The sequence below is a fragment of the Collinsella aerofaciens genome, assembly GCF_039752985.1.
Taxonomy (GTDB): domain Bacteria; phylum Actinomycetota; class Coriobacteriia; order Coriobacteriales; family Coriobacteriaceae; genus Collinsella; species Collinsella aerofaciens_BT.
Genome location: NZ_JBDMHA010000004.1, coordinates 20867 through 39589, shown reverse-complemented (window position 1 = coordinate 39589; position 18723 = coordinate 20867). Strand labels below are relative to the sequence as shown.

At 59.4% G+C, this 18723-nt stretch carries 14 protein-coding genes; 13 read left to right on the top strand and 1 reads right to left on the bottom strand.

All coding sequences use genetic code 11. From position 1 onward, the window contains the following. The first annotated feature begins 5 nt into the window (after window positions 1-5). The 11 genes from ABHR76_RS01100 (at window position 6) to ABHR76_RS01050 (ending at window position 13700) form a co-directional block, all read left to right on the top strand. Window positions 6-1319, top strand: a complete 1314-nt coding sequence (locus tag ABHR76_RS01100; RefSeq protein WP_346976555.1) for a WG repeat-containing protein — start codon at window positions 6-8, stop codon at window positions 1317-1319. Window positions 1320-1321: 2 nt separating this feature from the next. Then, window positions 1322-2950, top strand: a complete 1629-nt coding sequence (locus ABHR76_RS01095) for a zinc ribbon domain-containing protein (RefSeq protein WP_346976553.1) — start codon at window positions 1322-1324, stop codon at window positions 2948-2950. A gap of 289 nt (window positions 2951-3239) precedes the next feature. Beyond that, window positions 3240-3785 (top strand): hypothetical protein, encoded by a 546-nt coding sequence (locus ABHR76_RS01090; protein WP_346976552.1) that lies wholly within the window; start codon window positions 3240-3242, stop codon window positions 3783-3785. Window positions 3786-3881: 96 nt separating this feature from the next. After that, window positions 3882-4430 carry a GNAT family N-acetyltransferase gene (locus ABHR76_RS01085; protein WP_346976551.1) on the top strand — a complete coding sequence of 183 codons (549 nt, stop codon included), beginning with the start codon at window positions 3882-3884 and terminating at the stop codon, window positions 4428-4430. A gap of 607 nt (window positions 4431-5037) precedes the next feature. Continuing rightward, on the top strand, window positions 5038-7302 hold the full coding sequence (locus ABHR76_RS01080) for a DEAD/DEAH box helicase (RefSeq protein ID WP_346976550.1): 2265 nt from the start codon (window positions 5038-5040) through the stop codon (window positions 7300-7302). 449 nt (window positions 7303-7751) lie between these two features. Then, window positions 7752-8264: a PTS sugar transporter subunit IIA gene (locus ABHR76_RS01075; protein ID WP_346976549.1), complete on the top strand. Its 513-nt coding sequence runs from the start codon at window positions 7752-7754 to the stop codon at window positions 8262-8264. A gap of 18 nt (window positions 8265-8282) precedes the next feature. Then, entirely contained in the window at window positions 8283-9137 is an 855-nt protein-coding gene (locus ABHR76_RS01070) for a PRD domain-containing protein (RefSeq protein ID WP_346976548.1), read from the top strand. Window positions 9138-9236: 99 nt separating this feature from the next. Next, on the top strand, window positions 9237-10853 hold the full coding sequence (locus tag ABHR76_RS01065; RefSeq protein WP_346976547.1) for a PTS transporter subunit EIIC: 1617 nt from the start codon (window positions 9237-9239) through the stop codon (window positions 10851-10853). Between the two features lie 3 nt (window positions 10854-10856). Beyond that, a complete protein-coding gene (locus ABHR76_RS01060) occupies window positions 10857-12239 on the top strand; it encodes a 6-phospho-alpha-glucosidase (RefSeq protein WP_346976546.1) in 1383 nt (460 codons plus the stop codon). Between the two features lie 304 nt (window positions 12240-12543). Then, entirely contained in the window at window positions 12544-12765 is a 222-nt protein-coding gene (locus tag ABHR76_RS01055; RefSeq protein ID WP_022093947.1) for a type II toxin-antitoxin system RelB/DinJ family antitoxin, read from the top strand. Between the two features lie 23 nt (window positions 12766-12788). Next, the gene (locus ABHR76_RS01050) at window positions 12789-13700 is read left to right on the top strand and encodes a CPBP family intramembrane glutamic endopeptidase (RefSeq protein WP_346976545.1); all 912 of its coding nucleotides are present in this window, start codon (window positions 12789-12791) and stop codon (window positions 13698-13700) included. Here ABHR76_RS01050 and ABHR76_RS01045 read toward each other — a convergent pair. Then, window positions 13697-15829: a YgiQ family radical SAM protein gene (locus ABHR76_RS01045; protein WP_346976543.1), complete on the bottom strand. Its 2133-nt coding sequence runs from the start codon at window positions 15827-15829 to the stop codon at window positions 13697-13699. The two genes, ABHR76_RS01050 and ABHR76_RS01045, sit on opposite strands and share 4 nt — an antisense overlap. Before the next feature lie 253 nt (window positions 15830-16082). Here ABHR76_RS01045 and ABHR76_RS01040 point away from each other — a divergent pair, with 253 nt between their 5' ends. Together ABHR76_RS01040 and fucO are read left to right on the top strand one after the other, a co-directional pair. Then, window positions 16083-16799 carry a YoaK family protein gene (locus ABHR76_RS01040; RefSeq protein ID WP_118377270.1) on the top strand — a complete coding sequence of 239 codons (717 nt, stop codon included), beginning with the start codon at window positions 16083-16085 and terminating at the stop codon, window positions 16797-16799. Window positions 16800-16964: 165 nt separating this feature from the next. Continuing rightward, window positions 16965-18131, top strand: coding sequence for a lactaldehyde reductase (gene fucO, locus ABHR76_RS01035; RefSeq protein ID WP_195234670.1), 1167 nt, complete (start codon window positions 16965-16967; stop codon window positions 18129-18131). Window positions 18132-18723 lie beyond the last annotated feature (592 nt).

Genomic DNA, 18723 nt, shown 5'->3' with positions numbered 1-18723 from the left:
ACGGCATGTCTTTTGATATGACAAGGCGCGAGGCGCTGGGAGTGTTGGGGGCTGCTGCCGGTACGCTGCTGGCTGGTCCTTTGCCCGCGATGGCAAGCGATAACAAGGACGAAGACTCGACTTCCGATGCCGCCAAGGGGTCTGAGCCCGGCACCCTGTACGCCGCGCTGCCTGGCGCGAACTCCAATTGGGGATTCGTCGACGTCAACGGTTCGTGGGTGATTGAGCCCTCGCTTGGCACCATTGCCGGTGTGCCAGGTGGCAGCTGCTATGCGGTGCCGCATGTTAATGAAGCGTCGGGGATACGCGACAATCAGATCAATGAGAACATGGAGTGGCACGGCGGCGTGTTTGACGGAGACTTGTTCCCCGCCACCACGGCGGATGATAAGGAAACTTGGGGTTATATCGATCGTACGGGTAAGTGGGCGATTGAGCCGCAGTATCTTTACGCCGCATGCTTTATCAACGGCTTTGCCATTGTGCAGGATAAGGATGAGGATTTCCACTTTATTACGCCCAAGGGCAAGGACGCCTTTGGCAAGCTCGACTGTAAGACGGTCACGCCGTTTTTTGAAGGCTATGCGAGTCTGTACAGCGGAGATGGCTGGGGCATAATCAATACCAAGGGCGAGTGGGCGCTTGCCTCGGCCAAGGACACGACCAGCCCGTATAAGTACAGCGCGCCGCTGATCTTTAACGAGGGCAAGTGCTTTGACGATTTTAAGTACATCGACACCTCGGGTAATACGATTTTTGAGTTCAGCGAAAAGGACCGCGGCTACACGAACCGTCTCAACGATGGCTACAAGGACACGAGGCCGATCTTTAAGTCGTTCCATCAGGACCGCGTTTTTTACGGTCACCGCATGTACGATGCGCAGGGCAAGGTGCTGACGGACTTTACGTTTAACGACTTTAAGCAAGTCATTATTGCCACGTACCAGGACGAGCTCATCTTTCATGAGGATCTTTGCGCTGCCAAAGATCCGATAACGCACGTGTGGGGCTATATCGACAAGGACGGTACTTGGGTTATCAAGCCACAATTCAAAGTGGCGTATAGCTTTAGCCAGGGGCTTGCCATGGTTCTTGACCCGGCAAGTGACAACTACGGGTTTATTGACAAAAACGGCGACTGGAAGATTCCTCCGCGCTTTAGACTGCCCGATGGCAATGCGGGTGATTTGAGCTACACGTTTGATGCAAATGGCCGCGTGTTTGTCGTGGCCGATTTTCCCGATGGATCTAACTCGTCTCGCATGCGCTACGGCTGGATCGATACCGACGGCAACTGGGTCTGTTCTTGGGAGTACTAGTCATGAAGTGCAAGCAGTGTGGAAAAGAGCTTAAGCAGGGCGCAAAGTTTTGCGTCTACTGCGGTGCGCGCGTGGACGATGCCGACTTGGGGCAGACGGTGACGGTTGCGCCAGTTGAGCCTGCGGTGGATCCTGATGCAACGGCGACGGTTGGCCCCGATATGACGGTTGCAGTCGATCCCGATATGACGATGACGGTTGAGCGTCGCGAGGCTGTAGCAGATTCTGATACAACGACTGTGGTCGAACCCGTTGATGAGCCGATGGGCGACGCGGCGGATGAGGCTGCAAGCGAGCCGGTGGACGATGGCGCGGACGAGTCTGCGGATGAGCCGGTTGACATGAGCGCTGCGTTCGAGCTGAGCTCTGAGGCCACGACGGTACTTCCGGACGATTCCTTTACTGTCGCGCCTACTCAGCAGACTGTGGCCATGCCCAAGGTGTCTGCGCCGATCGATTTCTCGGATGCCAATAGCTCTGTCTCGGCTTCTGCGGACCCCAAATCGCCTAAGTCTCGCCGCGCCGCTATCGGCGTGGGCGTTGCCGCTGCCGTTGTGGCAGTGGGCGCCATCGGTGCGTTTGCTCTCAAAGGGTTGGGTGCCAATATCTCGGCCGATGACTCAGATTCCGTTACGAAGTCGTCCTCTAAGGCGGCATCTCAAAAGCACGGGGTTATCAAGGAAAAGCAGATCAAGACCGACCTTACCGCGGTCGGCCAGCTCTCCAAGGGCTTCATCCCCGATAGCAAGTTTGTCGATGGTGGCAGCTATTCGCTTGAATCTTTGGATGTGACCTCTCAAAAGGAGGACGCGGATGGCAATGTGATCGTTAAGGCTACGACTGTGACCAGCAACGATGCTTTTGAGTCCACGGCCAAGCTCACCGGCACCTATACCAAGAAGGGCAAAAAGTACACGCCCAGCTGGAAGGTGGATTCCTCGACCACTAAGGCCATTGCTCCCATCGAAAAGGATCCAAGTGGACTTTGGACTCAGGGCGATATCAAGTTTGACAAGAAGGCTCAGACTTCGACCGTCAAGGTAAACTACGAGCCCCTGTGGTTTGAGACGGTCGACGGAGACGTCGAGTACACCTACAAGTTCGATGGCTCCAAGTGGGTTCTCGATGGCGACAAGGCGCCCAAGGTGAGCTATGAAAACTTGGTAAGCGATAAGTACACCGATACGTCCGATGAGGGCCACAAAGCGCTGGTTGAGCACTTTAAGATCACCTCGGCCGATAACGGTAAGATCGCGTTTAGCTTTAAGTGGACGCAGCTCTTCGAGTCGTTCTATTCGGCTGTAACGCCTCAGATGAGTACTGATGTTTCGGGCGAGGCCACGATCATTCCCGTGACTATGGATTCCGGCAAGCGATTTATTATTTGCAAGACACTTATTGAAAAAGACTCCGAGGTCAAAGGCAATAAGGACGCGTTTGCCGTGAGCATTATGGCCGAGGGTCCTGCCGAGTATGACGATGCGTCTAAGCAGGAAGTCGTCGTTGCCGTAACGGGCAAGATGTCCAAAGAGGATCACGACGGTCTTAGATCCGATTTTGCGGCCACGTGCGGCCAGACGTTTAATAGCAGGTTCGAGATTCCCCAGGAGCAGAGTCCTACGAAGGAGTAGGGGTTCTGCGAGTTTTTTTGGCGCCACGCGGTTGCGGACCCGCGTGGCCCCGCTTTGGCCGGCCCAAAAGGCACTGCTCCCCATGCCATCCCGGGAGCAGCGCCTTTTGGGCCGGCCGTTTGCGTTGCGATGGTGATCTTTAGGGCTTGGTCGTGTTATCGGGCTATGGGTTCATTCGCCGCCAGTAGATTCATCTCGTTCCCGGCAATGTTGCGCAACGCCTGCTTGGCATGGATTTCTACACTTGAGTTGTCCAAAAGGGATTCGGTTCTTGAATGAGGGATGAACGATGAGCAGGAATTCCTATTACGATGACGATATGTCTGAAGAGGACTACGAGCGGGTCATGGAGCATATGTACGAGCTTGAGTGCGAGCTCGAGGAGCCTCATGACGCTCGCACCGACCAGTTGATTCGCGAGGAGCTCGAGGATCTTTCGAGTGCCATGTTGTTTGAGCCGGTGGTCAAAAACGGTGAGTACCTTGGTGAGCGCGACCATGTGCCCGGGTATTGGACGGATCGTCGCGATTTGGAGTCCGAGTCTTCAGGCGCTTCGAGCGATGCCGACGAGGTGGAGAAGGATGAGCCGTTTGATTTAATTGGCTATCAGGGCTCTTCTTCGGGCGGTTCGGTGCTCGACATGTTTACTCCCATTTTAAGGAGTCGCGTGTTCTGGATCTTCATTGCGTTTCTGGTGTTTATCGGCATGCTCGACATGTTCTACGACAGCTTTATCGTTCCTTCGGGCTTCGCTATTAGCCGCATCAATTTTCAGGGTTTGGTGTTGCTGGCGATTGTCGTAGCATGCATTGCCCTGAGGCGTCGTCGCCGTTAGCGACGGTATTGACGCAGTTTCCGATGTTGCGCAACAGGTTATCTGGACAGCGGCGTATGCTCGGGTTGTCCTGAAAGCGAGAGAAAGGACAGGACAATGGCTGAAGTTGAAGTAAGGGCTTTGGGTCCCGACGACGTCGACGATATGGTCGATCTGGACGAGCAGTCGGGCTACGAGGTCTATGACGCGTGGGCGGACTATGTTGAGGACGAGGACGAGGAGAACTGTTACCTCTGGGGCGTCTTTGCCGATGATGAGCTGGTCGGTTTTTGCGTAACGGGCGGTGCAGATGACCCCGACCTGCCGGATGCCGTTGCGGAGCACCCGCTCAACGAGTGCACGTCGACGTTTTTGAGCCATGTGTATGTTGACCCCGACTACCGCGGTAACGGCTATGGCGCGCGCCTGGTGCACGACGCCCTGTTGGGATACTGGGAGAGCGAGGGCGAGCAGCAGCCTACATTCCTGGATCTGAGCGAATATCTCTTTGACGATGCTGATGCGGATCCGATTAAGCTCGCGCAGCTGCTCATCGACTTCTTTGGCAAGAACGGGTTTGAGCCCATCCCCGACGATGAGCGCGACATCACCTATACCTGCATGGTCTTGGATCCCAAGAACTTTAAGGACCCGGACGCAGAGTAGAGGCTGCTGTTGGTTCAGCTTCCCTAGTTGGTGCTTGACGGGACCGGACGTTCCAGTTGAGATGGCTGGACGTCCGGTCCTTTTTGTTGCCTGTCGGGGTTGGTGATCGGCAGGTTTATCTCGATCTGTAACATCTGGCGGGGGATACGGGGTCTAGTTGTTACAGATTGAGATTGTTCCTCGGCAGACAACTCAACTGTCTCAATCTGTAACATCTGGGGCCGGTTTTGCTCCGCAACTGTTACAGATCGAGATGTTAGCCAAGGGGCTGACTGAATGTCTCGATCTGTAACGTGTAGACCCGGTTTTGCTCCGTAACTGTTACAGATTGAGACGAACAGCCCAGACCCGCTGCGTCCGCCTCGTCATCTGTGGTTTACGTGGGGGCATACGGAGTACGGGTATACTAACCGGCGGCGAATCTGCTCCATCGCTTAGAGCTGCTGCGTCTGGACGGCGCGTGATAGGGCTGCCAAAGCGATCGCCAGCGTGCTGAGCAACGTCCTCTCTGTGCGCACCCGTTTTTGTATGTATTAGCGCACTACCAAGCACGCCCGCGCGGCCGCATGCCGCGCCCATGACGCGTGCAGATAAGGAACAACAACATATGCGTAATTCTGTGTCCGACGTCACCGACGCCGAGATCCTGGACGAGGCCCGCGAGGCCATGACCCAGGCTGCCTTCGATGCCGCCGATGAGGCAAATGCTGCCCAGGCCGTCGAGTCCGCTACCGAGAGCCTGCCCGCCTTTGACGAGCTGGGCCTTTCCGACGAGATGCTCCGTGCCATCGAGAACCTGGGCTACACGGCGCCGACGCCCGTGCAGGCCGGCTCGATCCCCGTGGTGCTCGAGGGCCGCGACTTGCTTGCCGCCGCCCAGACCGGCACCGGCAAGACGGCCGCCTTTTTGCTGCCGACCATGAACAATCTGGAGCACATCGCTCCTCCCAAACCCGTGCGCGAGCGCGGCGGCCGCAACCACCGTCGCGGTGCCAAGAAGCCCGAGGGCAACGGCCGTGGCCCCGTGATGCTCGTCATCACCCCCACGCGCGAGCTTGCCCAGCAGATCGACGAGGTCGCGAGCAAGATCGCCGACGTCACCGGCCATGTCGCCGTGACCGTCGTGGGCGGCGTGAGCTACAAGCCGCAGACTGCTGCCCTCAAGTACGGCTGCGACATCCTGGTCGCCACGCCGGGCCGTCTGGTCGATCTGATCGAGCAGGGCGCCTGCCACCTGGACGAGGTTAAGGTCCTGGTGCTCGACGAGGCCGACCGCATGCTCGACATGGGCTTTTTGCCCGCCGTCCGCCGCATTGTGCGCGAGACGCCGGCCGAGCGCCAGACGCTGCTGTTCTCGGCGACCCTCGACGAGGAGGCCGTGGGTGAGATCACCGACCTGGTGAGCGACCCGGCTCGCGTGGAGATTGCACCGGCCACGTCGACCGCCGACACCGTCGACCAGTTTGTGTTCCCGGTGTCCATCGAGGCCAAGAACAACCTGCTGCCCGAGTTCCTCAAAAAGGAAGGCCCGGAGCGCACTATCGTCTTTATGCGCACCAAGCACCGCGCCGACAGCTGCTGCCGTCGCCTGGAGCGCAAGGGTATCAAGGCCGCCGCGATTCACGGCAACCGCAGCCAGGCCCAGCGCGAGCGTGCCCTTTCGGCCTTCCGCGACGGTACCGTCGACGTGCTGGTGGCAACCGACGTGCTTGCCCGCGGCATCGACATCAGCGACGTGCGCTACGTCGTGAACTTTGACGTGCCAGCCGAGCCGACCGACTACATCCACCGTATTGGCCGTACGGGCCGCGCCGGCGAGCTGGGCTGGGCCATTACGTTTGTGACCGAGCAGGACGTGGACGAGTTCTACGAGATTGAGAAGCTCATGGACAAGACCGCCGACATCTACGAGGCCGGCGACCTGCATGTGGGTCCCAACCCGCCTGCGGTTGATCCCGAGCGCGACCCTTCGGCCTTTAAGGTGAAGAAGAAGACCAAGCGCGGCAAGTCCAAGAGCAAGAAGAAGCTTGAGCAGGCACGTCGCGACGGCAAGCGCAACGGCGATGACTATGGCGATGTGGCCGGTCGCTCCAACCGCGGTCGCGACGAGCGTCGCGGCGACGGCGAGCGTCCGAGCCGTCCCAAGCGCGGCGGCAAGACCCGCGTGCGCGAGGGCGTTCAGGCTCGCGTGGACGAGGCTGTGGAGAGCGTGGCCCGCGAGGTGGCTGCCGAGGAGCGTGCCGGTGCTGTTGAGCAGGGCCCGCGCGGCAACCGTGCCGAGCGTCGTGCCAAGCAGTTCCAGGGCGAGGCGCATCGCCGTCGCCGCGAGGACGAGGACCGCGGTGGTCGTCGCCGTGTTGAGCGCGAGGACGAGGGCCGTGGCTCGCGTGGCGGCAAGCGCGGCTCGGGTGACCGTCGTCGCTCCGGTCGCGATAGCGAGCGCGGCGGGCGCGATGAGCGCCGTGGCGGCGAAGGCCGTGGTTCGCGTGACGAGCGTGGTACCCGCGGCGGCGAGTCCCGCGGCGGCAAGCGCTTTGACGAGCGCGGAGGCCGCGAGGGCGGCCGCGGCGGCGAGCGTCGCGAGGGTGCTCGCGGTAATGGCGGGCGCAGCGGCGCCGGCCGTTCTGGTGAGTCGCGCGATCGCCGTGATCCGCGTGCCAGCCGCGATCGTCGCGATGATTGGCGCAACTACGACGATACCCGCGAAGAGCGTCGCGGCGGCTACCGTGGTGGTCGCGGCGGCAACCAGGCCGGCTCCCGCGGCGGTCGCTCTGGCGGCCGCGATAACCGCGGCAGCTATGGCAACAACCGCGGCGGCAAGCGCGGCGGAAACTCCCGTCGTCCCGGCGACGGCGGTGGCAAGCGCAAGTAACATACGCGACGCACGCTAGGGCGATGCGAGCCAAGGGCCCCGAGCAGACAACGCTCGGGGCCCTTTTTGGTGCAAGGGGGGGAAGGTTCGTATGCACCAACGTCTTGAAGTTGCGGTGGAATACGGACTGTTTTGGCCTTCTGAGCGGCTTTTCAGTCCCTATTTCACCGCAACTCACGATTGGTGCAAAGTAACCTGTCCCCAATGCAGCAAACAAGGAGTGTCCCCAAGTGCCGCCAAAATACCGTTTATCGGAGAAAAAATACCGTTCGCCGTTCATAATGGTTGTTCTGGCTTTGGGCTTGCCTACAATAGCTCCCGTAAAAGAAATGCGGAAGGTTACCGAGTCCCTCGGACGTGGGCCTAACCAAAGTCTTTGAACGGGTGTGTCTCTATGGACGCATTCGCTTGATTTTGGTTGGGCTATATTTATGAAGGGACATGCCACCATGGGTTTCTTTTCTCTCCTGATGGGCGGCTCGGATGAGCAGAAGACTACGACCTCCGAGTTCGAAATCCTCGCCCCTGTTTCTGGCGAGCTTGTTCACCTAGAAAAAACCAATGACCCCGCTTTCAGCAGCCGTGCCGTGGGCGACGGCGTTGCCGTGATCCCCAACGAGGGATGCGTGTGCGCTCCTGTCTCCGGCACCGTCGCGGCGCTGTTCCCGACTGAGCATGCGTTGGGCATCATGTGCGACGATAGCTCCGCTCAGGTAATGCTGCATATCGGAATTGACACCGTTAAGCTCGAGGGCAAGGGCTTCCATGCGCTTGTTGCCCAGGGCGATCATGTCGATGCGGGCCAGCCCCTCGTCGAGGTTGATTTCGATGTGGTCCGCTCCGCTGGCTTCGACCCCACGGTTTTTGTTATCGTGTGTGAGCGCCCGGAGAACTCTCTTCTTCGTGAGCACGCTTCTGGTCCTGTTGCTGTTAAAGAGCCTGTCGTCTGGCTTTCCGAGTAAGTTCTTGTGGTGGATGCCGTGGTTATCAAGCGAGTTTTTAACAACAACGTCGCAATGGTCACTTCGGACGATGGCTCCGAGCTCATCGTCATCGGTCGAGGTCTCTGCTTTGGCCGTCATGCCGGCGATACCATCGACGAGGCGTCGATCGAAAAGACCTACGCGTTGCAGAAGGGAACTTCTCAGGATTCGCGTACGATTGACCGCTTGGCACATCTTTTGGAGTCCATCCCCACCGTCAACCTCGTGATTTCCGAGGAAATCGTTCAGATGCTTCGTCGAGAGCTCAATGTCGACATCAACGATAAGATTCTCATTGCTCTTGTAGACCATATCAGCCTTGCTTTGGAGCGTGAGCGCAAGGGCGTCTCCTGTGAGAATCCGTTGCTGCTCGAGATCCAGCAGTTCTATCGCAAGGAGTATGCACTTGCGGGCCGTGCACTGCAGATTATCAAGGAGTATATGGGCATCCAGATGAGCGAAGAAGAGCAGGGTTTTATTACGCTGCATATCGTCAACGCCACCATGCCGCAACGCTCCGATCGTTTGATTGTTTCGGTCCAGCTTGTTCGCGACGTGCTTGCGATTGTTTCTGAGCGCTATGCTACGACCCTCGATGACACCTCGCTGCCTTACGAACGTTTCGTTCGCCACCTGCAGTTTTTCGCACAGCGAGCGCTCGATCCTACGGCCGGGCAAATCAACGGAGACGCGCTGTTCCGAATCGATGAAACGGCGTATCCGTGCGCATTCTCGTGCGCGGACGCCATAGCCGCCCACTTGTCGTCTACCTATAACGTTGTCGTTACCGATGCCGAGAAGAGTTATCTCGCATATCACATTGTTAACCTGCTTGGAGAACCTGGTCTCTAGGCATAACGTGCCCACACATCGATTGATATAAGGCAAGGCTCACGGTCTTGTCCAGGGCACATCTGTCTTAATTTGCGGAAAAGGAAGGGGAGTACCGCTATGACCGCAAAAAAGAAGTTCAATTTCAAAGCGCCGTTGGAGGTGTTCGCGAAGTCGATCGTTCAGCCGATGATGTATCTCTCGGTTGCCGGCATCCTGCTCATCGTGGGCATCATTCTGACCAACAAGACCATTTGTGCTTTGGTCCCCGTACTGGGCTCCGGTCCGTTCCAGCTTGTGGGCGCCGTTGTCTACCAGTCGCTGATGTTTATCATCAACAACCTCTCGATTCTGTTCTGCGTGGGCATTGCCGGCGCCATGGCAAAGAAGAACAAGGGCCATGCTTCGCTGATTGCCCTGATGTCGTTCTTCCTGTTCCTGCAGGCTAACAACATCGTGCTCAACGCCACCGGCTCTCTTGCCGATGCGAGCGGCATGCTCGGTCTTACCGGAACCGGCCAGGCCACCGTTATGGGCATCCAGGTGCTCGATACCGGCGTGTTCGGCGGCATCATCCTGGGCTGCATCACCGGTGCCGTGTTCAACAAGTACTCGAACAAGCAGTTCCCCATTGCCCTTTCGATGTTCTCGGGCGTTCGCTTTCCGTTCCTGATCATGATCATCATTTCCTGGATCATGGGCGCTGGCTTCTGCATCGTTTGGCCTCCGGTTCAGGGTGCCATCTCCTCCGTTGCCGGCATCATTAAGGAGTCGGGCAACATCGGTCTGTTTATTTACGGCATGCTCAACAAGCTGCTCGTTCCCACCGGTCTGCACCACCTCATCTACACCCCGTTTCAGTTCTCCGATGTGGGTGGCACCCTGACGCTGGGCGATCAGGTTATCGCCGGTGCCTACCCCATCCGTGTCGCCGAGATGGCAATGACGGGCCAGCCCTTCTCCGATAGCACCTACTTCAACAGCTACACCTTCAACAACCTGTGGCCCTACATCGGTATCGGTCTCGCCTTTATCGTCACCGCTTACAGGGGGAACAAGGATAAGACCAAGGACGTTATCATCCCGCTGATCATCACCGCCGTGCTCTCCTGTGTCACCGAGCCCATGGACTTCCTCTTTGTCTTTGCCGCTCCCGTGCTCTTTGTCGTTCACTCGGTTCTTTCCGGCATCTTCCTGGTCCTGCTCAAGGTCCTCTCCGTGCCCGCTTCGACTGCAGGCGGCATCATCAACATCGTGGTTTCCAACCTGGTCCTCGGTGTCGACAAGACCAACTGGCCGGTTATGCTCGTGCTCGGAGTCGTCAACGCCGCTCTGTACTTCTTCCTCTTCACCTTCCTTATTAAGAAGCTCAACCTCCACACGCCTGGTCGCGAGGAGGAGTCCGAGCTCGCCGAGTCCGTTGCCGAGGGCGAGGCCGCCGCGTCTGTCGCGGTGAAGCAGGGCGCCGTTACCGCAGCTCCCGCAGAGGGCGTCGATGCAGGTGTTGCCGACCTGGTCGCAGGTCTTGGCGGCAAGGACAACATCGAGGAGCTCGAGAACTGCTTTACGCGTCTCCGCGTGAACGTTAAGAACCCGGACCTCATCAATGAGGACCTCATCAACCACGTGCCTAACAGCGGCATCAACCGCAACGGCAATAATATCCAAATCATCTTTGGTATGAAGGTCGCCGAGATGCGCGACAAGGTCGAAAACGCAATTGAGAAGGAGCAGTAAACAATGATCATTACTCTGTGTGGTGGCGGATCCACCTTTACCCCCGGCATCGTCAAGTCCATCGCTCTGCGCAAGGACGAGCTCGACGTTGACGAGATTCGTCTGTACGACATCAACGAGGAGCGTCAGCGCAAGATCGGCGTGCTCGTGGACTGGATTTTGCACGAGGACCTCGGCCTGGACATCAAGCTCACGGTGACCACCGACAAAAAGACGGCTTTTACCGACGCGAGCTTCGTGTTTGCCCAGATGCGCGTGGGTGGCTACGCCATGCGCGAGCAGGACGAGAAGATTCCGCTGCGTCACGGCTGCGTGGGTCAGGAGACTTGCGGTTGCGGCGGCCTTGCCTACGGCATGCGCACCATCTTCCCCATGGTCGAGCTGATCGATGACGTTGAGAAGTACGCCAAGAAGGACTACTGGATTCTCAACTACTCCAACCCTGCCGCCATCGTCTCCGAGGGCTGCCGCGTGCTGCGCCCCAACGCTCGCATCATCAACATCTGCGACATGCCGATCGCGATCATCGACGTGGTTTGCGCTGCGCTCGATATCGAGAAGAAGGATGTCGAGTACGATTACTTTGGCCTCAACCACTTTGGTTGGTTCACCTCGATCCGCCACAAGGGCGAGGAGGTCCTGCCGCAGCTGCGCGAGTACATCAAGGAGCACCAGATCCTGCTGCCCGACTCCTACCTCAAGGGCATGGGCTCGCTCATGGCAAAGAAGCCCGAGGAGACCGCCGACGAGCACCCCGAGCAGAATCGCCACACCAAGGGAAGCTGGTACTACGTCTGGAAGGGCGAGTACGAGATCATGGAGTGCTTCCCGGAGTACCTGCCCAACACGTATCTGAACTACTACCTGCAGCAGAAGGAGTTCGTCGAGCATTCCAACCCCGAGCGCACCCGTGCTAACGAGGTTGAGGAGACGCGCGAGAAGAACCTCTTCGACGGCATCGACCACTACGAGAAGACGGGCGAGATCGACGAGAGCACGTTCTATGCGGGCAGCCACGGCGACTGGATTGCCGACCTGGCCATCGCTCTGAAGAACGACACCAAGCAGCGCTTCCTGGTCATCTGCGAGAACAAGGGCGCTATCCCCAACATGCCCTACGACGCTATGGTCGAGCTGCCTGCCTACATTGGCAAGAACGGCCCCGAGGTCATCAGCCGCGACAACATTCCTCTGTTCCAGCAGGGCCTCATGATGCAGCAGCTGAACTCCGAGAAGCTCGTGGTCGAGGCTACGATCGAGGGTTCGTACGAGAAGGCGCTCAAGGCCTTTACGCTGAACAAGACCGTGCCTTCGATGAAGGTCGCCAAGGAAGTTCTCGACGACATGATCGAGGCCAACAAGGGTTACTGGCCCGAGCTTAAGTAAAAGCAACAGGGTCGCTGACCGCATGCCTGGAGCAATGCCCCGTCCACGTGATTGCGTGGGCGGGGCATTGCCGTTTGGTGCAAAGTAACCTGGCCCCTTTGCACCAAAAATAATCCGTTTCCTCCGTCTCCATGGGGCCGGGTGTGGTATTCTATCTGCGGGGTAATACTTAGGAATACCTAGTAATACCAACGCCGCAGAAACAAACTCCGGATGCGGGCCAATCGGGTTGCCTTCACAGCCCGTCGCCCAGCCGCGTGGCCCGCATCTATCCGCACTACCGTCGTTTCAAAAAGGAAGCGCCATGGCAGAACACATGACCCCCGTAGTCGCGAAGGTCTTGCCCGAGGAGAAGGCAGCCTTCGCGGCGGCAACCCAGCTCGTGGGCACCACGCCGTCCAACGCCATCCGCATGTTTATCGCCGCGTTCAATCGCTGCGGCACCTTCCCGTTCGACATCTCGCCCAGCGGGGCCTTTGGCAAAGAGTGTCCCCAACAGCTAGTCGTTGAAGAACGCCCCCAATGACTAGTCGTCGGGAGGAGGTTGGCATGCTCAATGCGATGATTTGGGCGCTTGCCTGTTTTGGCGTCGTCGCTGCCGATATTGCCCTGAGCGTCGTTTTGTTTTCCGCCCTTGGCGTCGCGTCAGTGTTCATGGGTTTTTCGATCGATGACCTCGACATTCAATTGCTTCAGGCCGTCGCGCAGACAGCATCGTTTTTGATGGCGCTGCTGTGGTGGCGTTATCTGTGGCCGCGTTCGTTTATGGCACGCCGGCAAAGCGAGCACCCGCTCGGCGGGGGAGCGCGTGGGGCGTGGAAACGCATCGCCTGCGTTATCGTGATCGGCCTGGCCCTGCAGGTGGTTGTTGGCTACGTGACCGACGCCGCGCTGTCGTTGTTGCCCGATGCCGCGGCCGACTACAGCGAGCTTGTCGAGGAAACAGGCATGGGCGACACCAGCTATCTCGCCGTCCTGACCACGGTGCTCGGCGCCCCGTTTTGTGAAGAGCTGCTGGTGCGCGGCATTATTTTTGAGTTTTCGCTCCGAGCGTTTAATCCGCAGTGCCGCCCACTTTGGAAGCGCCGGCGTCGTGCGAGCGCGCAGGACGGCGCCATGGTGCCCTGGGCGGCCCCAAGCACGTGGGGTATCGCTGCGGCGATTGTGCTGCAGGCGGCAATCTTCGGCTTTATGCACATGAATTGGGTGCAAGGTTGCTACGCGGGTGCCGCCGGCCTCATCTTTGGTTGGGTGCTCGTGACGACCGGAAAGCTCCGCTACACGATCCTGCTGCACTTTGCCTTTAATGCCGGGTCGTATCTCATGACGTTGCTCTGGTTTGTGAACACGCCGTTCGACGTGGTGGTCACGGTCGCCATCGCTGGCTTTGTGCTGGTAGAGGCGATGCGCTCGCTGCGCCACGCGTGTGGGATGGACGCAGCGAGCGCACCGCTGCCCTAGTTGCGGCGTCCGCCGCCGTTGGCGCCCTGACGCCCCTGGGCTGCGCGATTGCGACCGGCAGTGTTCTGTGCGCGCGACATGCCGCTGTGCCCCTTGCTACCCTTGGGCCCCTTGCCGGCGCCACCGTGCGGCTTGCCGCCCTTCTTGCCGGTTCCATGCCCGCCGTTGGCAGATGTCTCGCCCGGGCGCGGCGGCACGGGACGAATCAGGCAATGCTTGGTGTAGCCAATCAGATCGCGGCGGCCGGCTTTTTCCAGCGCCTCGCGCACGAGCTTGTAGTTCTCGGGCTTGCGATACTGGATGAGCGCACGTTGCATGGCCTTCTCGTGCGGGTCGCGCGCCACATAGATCGGCTCCATGGTGCGCGGATCCACGCCGGTGTAGTACATACAGGTCGACATGGTGGACGGCGTGGGGTAGAAGTCCTGCACCTGCTCGGGCATGTAGCCCATGTCGCGCACGGCTTCGGCAAGGTCCACGGCTTCCTTCATCGTCGAGCCGGGGTGGCTCGAGATCAGATACGGCACCACATACTGCTTGAGTCCGTATTCGCGGTTCAGGCGTTCAAATTTACGGCAGAACGCGTTGTAGACGGCGCGGCTCGGCTTGCCCATCACGGACAACACCGCGTCGCTCACGTGCTCGGGCGCTACGCGCAGCTGGCCCGAGACATGGTGCTCCAGCAGCTCGCGCAAAAACTCGTCCGAGGCGTCGGCCATGGTGTAGTCAAAGCGGATGCCGCTGCGGACGAAGACCTTCTTGACGCCCGGCAGCTGGCGCAGATCGCGCAACAGCTGCGTGTAGCCGCTCTCGTCAACCACCATGTTCTTGCACACACTCGGCCACAGGCAGCGCTTGTTCTTGCACACGCCGTGCTTGAGCTGCTTGTCGCAGGCAGGGCGGCTAAAGTTTGCCGTCGGTCCGCCCACGTCGTTGATGTAGCCCTTAAACTCGGGATCGTGCGTGAGCAGCTCGGCCTCGCGCATGATCGAATCGTGGCTGCGCATCTGCAGCACGCGGCCCTGGTGGAAGGTGAGCGCGCAAAACGAGCACTCGCCAAAACAGCCGCGGTTGGAGCTAATGGAAAACTTGATCTCGGCAAAGGCCGGCACGCCGCCTGCCGCGTCGTAGTCGGGATGCCAATCGCGTGCGTAGGGGAGCTCGGCCACCTCGTCCATCTCATCGGTGGTGAGCGTCGCCGACGGCGGGTTCTGCACCACATAGACGCTGTTGGGGTAGGGCTCTACCAGGCGGTGTCCGGTGATGGGGTCCATATTCTGCTGCTGCACATTGAAGCTGCGTGCGTAGTTAAGCTTGTCGGCGGTAAGGTCGTCCCAGCTGGGCAGCAGGTCGTAGTCGTAGACCTCGTCGAGCGAACCCGTGCGGTAGACGGTGCCGTTGATATAGGTGATCTGATCGACGGGCAGTCCCGCGTCGAGCGCGTCGGCGATCTCGACGATCGCGTGCTCGCCCATGCCGTAGATGAGGATGTCGGCGCCCGAGTCGAGCAGTACCGAGCGCTTGAGCTTGTCCTGCCAGTAGTCGTAGTGGGCCAGGCGGCGCAGGCTTGCCTCGATGCCGCCGATGATGATGGGAGCGTCCTTAAACGTCTGACGGATGAGGTTGCCGTAGACCGTGACGGCTCGGTTGGGACGGCGCCCCTCCTCGCCACCGGGGGTATAGGCGTCGGTGTGGCGGCGGTGCTTGGTCACCGAATAGTGGTTGACCATGGAGTCCATGTTGCCGGCGCTGACGAGGAAGCCCAGGCGCGGCTCGCCGAGCACGGTGATGCTGGCGGGGTCGGTCCAGTCGGGCTGGCAGATGATGCCCACCTTGTAGCCGTGCGCGTCGAGGACGCGGCTGACGATGGCCATGCCAAAGCTGGGATGGTCCACGTAGGCGTCGCCGCAGATGTAGACAAAGTCGCACTGGTCCCAGCCGCGCGCATCCATGTCGGCGCGGCTGACGGGGAGGAACTTATCGCGGCCCGGTCGCCAGGGGCGGGCGGGCGTCGCCGGGGCATGCGTGGGTCGCGAGCCCTGCGTCTTACCGCCGCGCTTTTGCTGCTGGCCGCGCTGGGCATGCTTGCCGTGCTGGTTGTGCTGAGCGTCCTGGGGCTTTTGTGCCACGATTCCTCCCGTTGTTAGTATGCTGCACGTAATTGTAACCAGTCTTTTTGGGACGGGGCTAAAAAGACTGGTGGAGTACATGGGCTGGCGGATCGGCGTGTCGATGCGGGTGCCGTTTGTTTCCAGACTGTGTATCCCCGTGTCGAAGGGGCCGTCTCGCGCGCACGCCATGTTGTCAATGGGTTACAGTATGAACGGCGGCTATGTTTCCGCCAACGCACGAGAGAGTCGTCAACAAGGAGGATGCACGACGATGCAGCGTGCCAAACAGATATCGGAGTCTATTGAGCTGGGCATCATCTTGGCGCTCGCCGGTGGCTTTATGGACGTGTATTCGTACATTGGGCGCGACCATGTTTTCGCCAACGCGCAGACGGGCAACATCTTGCTCGTGGGCGTGAGCATCTCGGAGGGCAACTGGGCACTTGCGGGGCGCTACTTCTTCCCTGTGGTGTCGTTTGCCGTGGGTATTATGCTTGCCGACCTGGTACACGAGCGGTTTGGCAGTGTGATCCACTGGCGTCAGGTGACGGTGTTCTTTGAAGCCGTCATCTTGCTGGGCGTGAGCTTTATCCCCGGTGGCGGTTACAATCTGCTCGCTAACTGCCTCACCTCTTTTGCCTGCGGCATGCAGGTTGAGAGCTTCCGCAAGATACATGGTCACGGCATCGCCACGACCATGTGCATCGGCAACTTGCGCAACGCGCTGCAAAACGTGGACGATTACATCATCACCCACAGGCGCGGCTTTTTGGAAAACGGCCTGCTGTACTTTGGCGTGATCTTTACCTTTGTGTTTGGCGCCGTGTTGGGCAACTGGTGTATTGAGCGCATGGGCCTGCACGCCATCGTCGTGGCGAGCTTGCTGCTGTTTGTCGCGTTTGCCATCATGTTCATCGACCGCGAGCGCGACTTGCGCTTACGCTGGAAGGTTGCGGCCGAGGCTTGGAAAGAGGGCTGCCGAAAGTAACCGAATGCGGCAAAGGGGCTGTCCCTTTGCCGCAATATTTTTCATCGTCTGTTGAAACGCTTTAAATAGTTTGACGTTCTCACGCGTTTTTTGTTTCAAAAGCGTTAGGATGGGACTCATAGCGTGGGGCGTAATGGATGCCCCGCACACGATGGGAGGCTATCAATGGCTAATCGTTTCGTTCTCAATACCATCTCTTATCATGGTTCCGGCGCCATCAAGGAGATCCCCGGCGAGCTCCAGCGTCGCGGCTACAAGAAGATCTTCGTCTGCTCCGACCCCGATCTGGTCAAGTTTGGCGTTACCGCTAAGGTGACCGACGAGCTCGACGCCGCCGGCATCGCTTGGAGCCTCTACTCCGAGATCAAGCCCAACCCCACGATTCAGAACGTCAAGGACGGCGTCGAGGCCTTCAAGGCCGCCGAGGCTGACGCTATCGTGACCATCGGTGGCGGCTCCTCCATGGACACCGCCAAGGCCATCGGCATCATCATCAACAACCCCGAGTTCGCCGATGTCCGCAGCCTCGAGGGCGTTGCTCCCACTAAGAACCACGCCGTGTTCACCATCGCCGTGCCGACGACCGCCGGTACCGCTGCCGAGGTGACCATCAACTACGTCATCACCGACCCCGAGAAGGTCCGCAAGTTCGTGTGCGTCGACACCAACGACGCCCCCGAGGTTGCCGTCGTCGATCCTGACATGATGGCTTCCATGCCCGCCGGCCTGACCGCTTCCACTGGTATGGACGCTCTGACCCACGCCATCGAGGGCTACACCACCAAGGGTGCTTGGGAGCTCTCTGACATGTTCCACTTTGAGGCTATTAAGCTGATCAGCGAGAACCTGCGTGACTCCGTCGCCGAGGCCAAGTCCGGCCAGCCCGGCTCCGGCCGCGAGGGCATGGCCCTTGGCCAGTATGTCGCCGGCATGGGCTTCTCCAACGTTGGCCTGGGCATCGACCACGCAATGGCTCACACCCTGTCTGCTCACTACGACACCCCGCACGGCGTCGCTTGCGCCATGCTGCTGCCGATCGCCATGGAGTTCAACAAGCCGGTTTGCGCTGAGCGCCTGGCCAAGGTTGCCCTTGCCATGGGTGTTGACACCACGGGCATGAGCACCGACGAGGCTGCCGACGCCGCTATCGCCGCCGTCAAGCAGCTTTCCGCCGACGTGAATATCCCGCACGTCTGCGAGGCTATGAAGGCCGACGAGATCGAGGTTCTGGCCAAGGACGCCATGGCCGACGCCTGCTTCCCGGGTAACCCGCGCGAGGCAACGCTCGACGACGTCATCGAGCTCTTCAAGAAGATCTGCCCGGCTGCCTAGCCCAGTTTGGTGGTCCTTCGCCCGTAGGTGTATGGTCTTTTGACGTGTCGCTGGCCCCGCCGTGCTACGCACGGCGGGGCTTTTTGTGCTGCGTCGATGCCCTGAGACGGACAAAACCAAGGCGTACTGCCCGCTGCGGATAGGTGGTGCACTTCCCAGCGTGCATTTTTGGGAGTATTCAGCAAGCTCTTAAAAATGCATAACGTTTTGAATGGCCCGTAGTGGCCCGCAGGCGCCCATCGACAGCCATTGTGGGCGGGCTATCGATGAGTGGAGGGGGTTGTTACTGAGTTTTTGCTTTGCGACGACCTGCAACACTGCTGTAACCACGTCGTTTTGTCGTTCGTGATGGGGCCGTTGGGGCCCACGGTGCTGAATACTCCGTTTTTTGCACGGCCCAAGGTGGGGTACCCTGAGACGAAGCAAAAAGACTCCTCATTTCTATGCAGATACCGATAGGATTTATGCAAGATTGGGATTGTAAGCCGTGCGCGTGCGCAAAATCGGCGCGAGGACGTCTGGAGGTGGCTCGGCTCCCAGAGCCTTGCGCGTGCAGAACGGTTAAAATCGGGACTCGGTCTTAGTTTTGCTT

Bases quoted from the DNA above. Each gene is read 5' to 3' on its own strand.
- ABHR76_RS01100 (WP_346976555.1), top strand. From the start codon at position 6: ATGTCTTTTGATATGACAAGGCGCGAGGCGCTGGGAGTGTTGGGGGCT.
- ABHR76_RS01095 (WP_346976553.1), top strand. From the start codon at position 1,322: ATGAAGTGCAAGCAGTGTGGAAAAGAGCTTAAGCAGGGCGCAAAGTTT.
- ABHR76_RS01090 (WP_346976552.1), top strand. From the start codon at position 3,240: ATGAGCAGGAATTCCTATTACGATGACGATATGTCTGAAGAGGACTAC.
- ABHR76_RS01085 (WP_346976551.1), top strand. From the start codon at position 3,882: ATGGCTGAAGTTGAAGTAAGGGCTTTGGGTCCCGACGACGTCGACGAT.
- ABHR76_RS01080 (WP_346976550.1), top strand. From the start codon at position 5,038: ATGCGTAATTCTGTGTCCGACGTCACCGACGCCGAGATCCTGGACGAG.
- ABHR76_RS01075 (WP_346976549.1), top strand. From the start codon at position 7,752: ATGGGTTTCTTTTCTCTCCTGATGGGCGGCTCGGATGAGCAGAAGACT.
- ABHR76_RS01065 (WP_346976547.1), top strand. From the start codon at position 9,237: ATGACCGCAAAAAAGAAGTTCAATTTCAAAGCGCCGTTGGAGGTGTTC.
- ABHR76_RS01060 (WP_346976546.1), top strand. From the start codon at position 10,857: ATGATCATTACTCTGTGTGGTGGCGGATCCACCTTTACCCCCGGCATC.
- ABHR76_RS01055 (WP_022093947.1), top strand. From the start codon at position 12,544: ATGGCAGAACACATGACCCCCGTAGTCGCGAAGGTCTTGCCCGAGGAG.
- ABHR76_RS01050 (WP_346976545.1), top strand. From the start codon at position 12,789: ATGCTCAATGCGATGATTTGGGCGCTTGCCTGTTTTGGCGTCGTCGCT.
- ABHR76_RS01040 (WP_118377270.1), top strand. From the start codon at position 16,083: ATGCAGCGTGCCAAACAGATATCGGAGTCTATTGAGCTGGGCATCATC.
- fucO (WP_195234670.1), top strand. From the start codon at position 16,965: ATGGCTAATCGTTTCGTTCTCAATACCATCTCTTATCATGGTTCCGGC.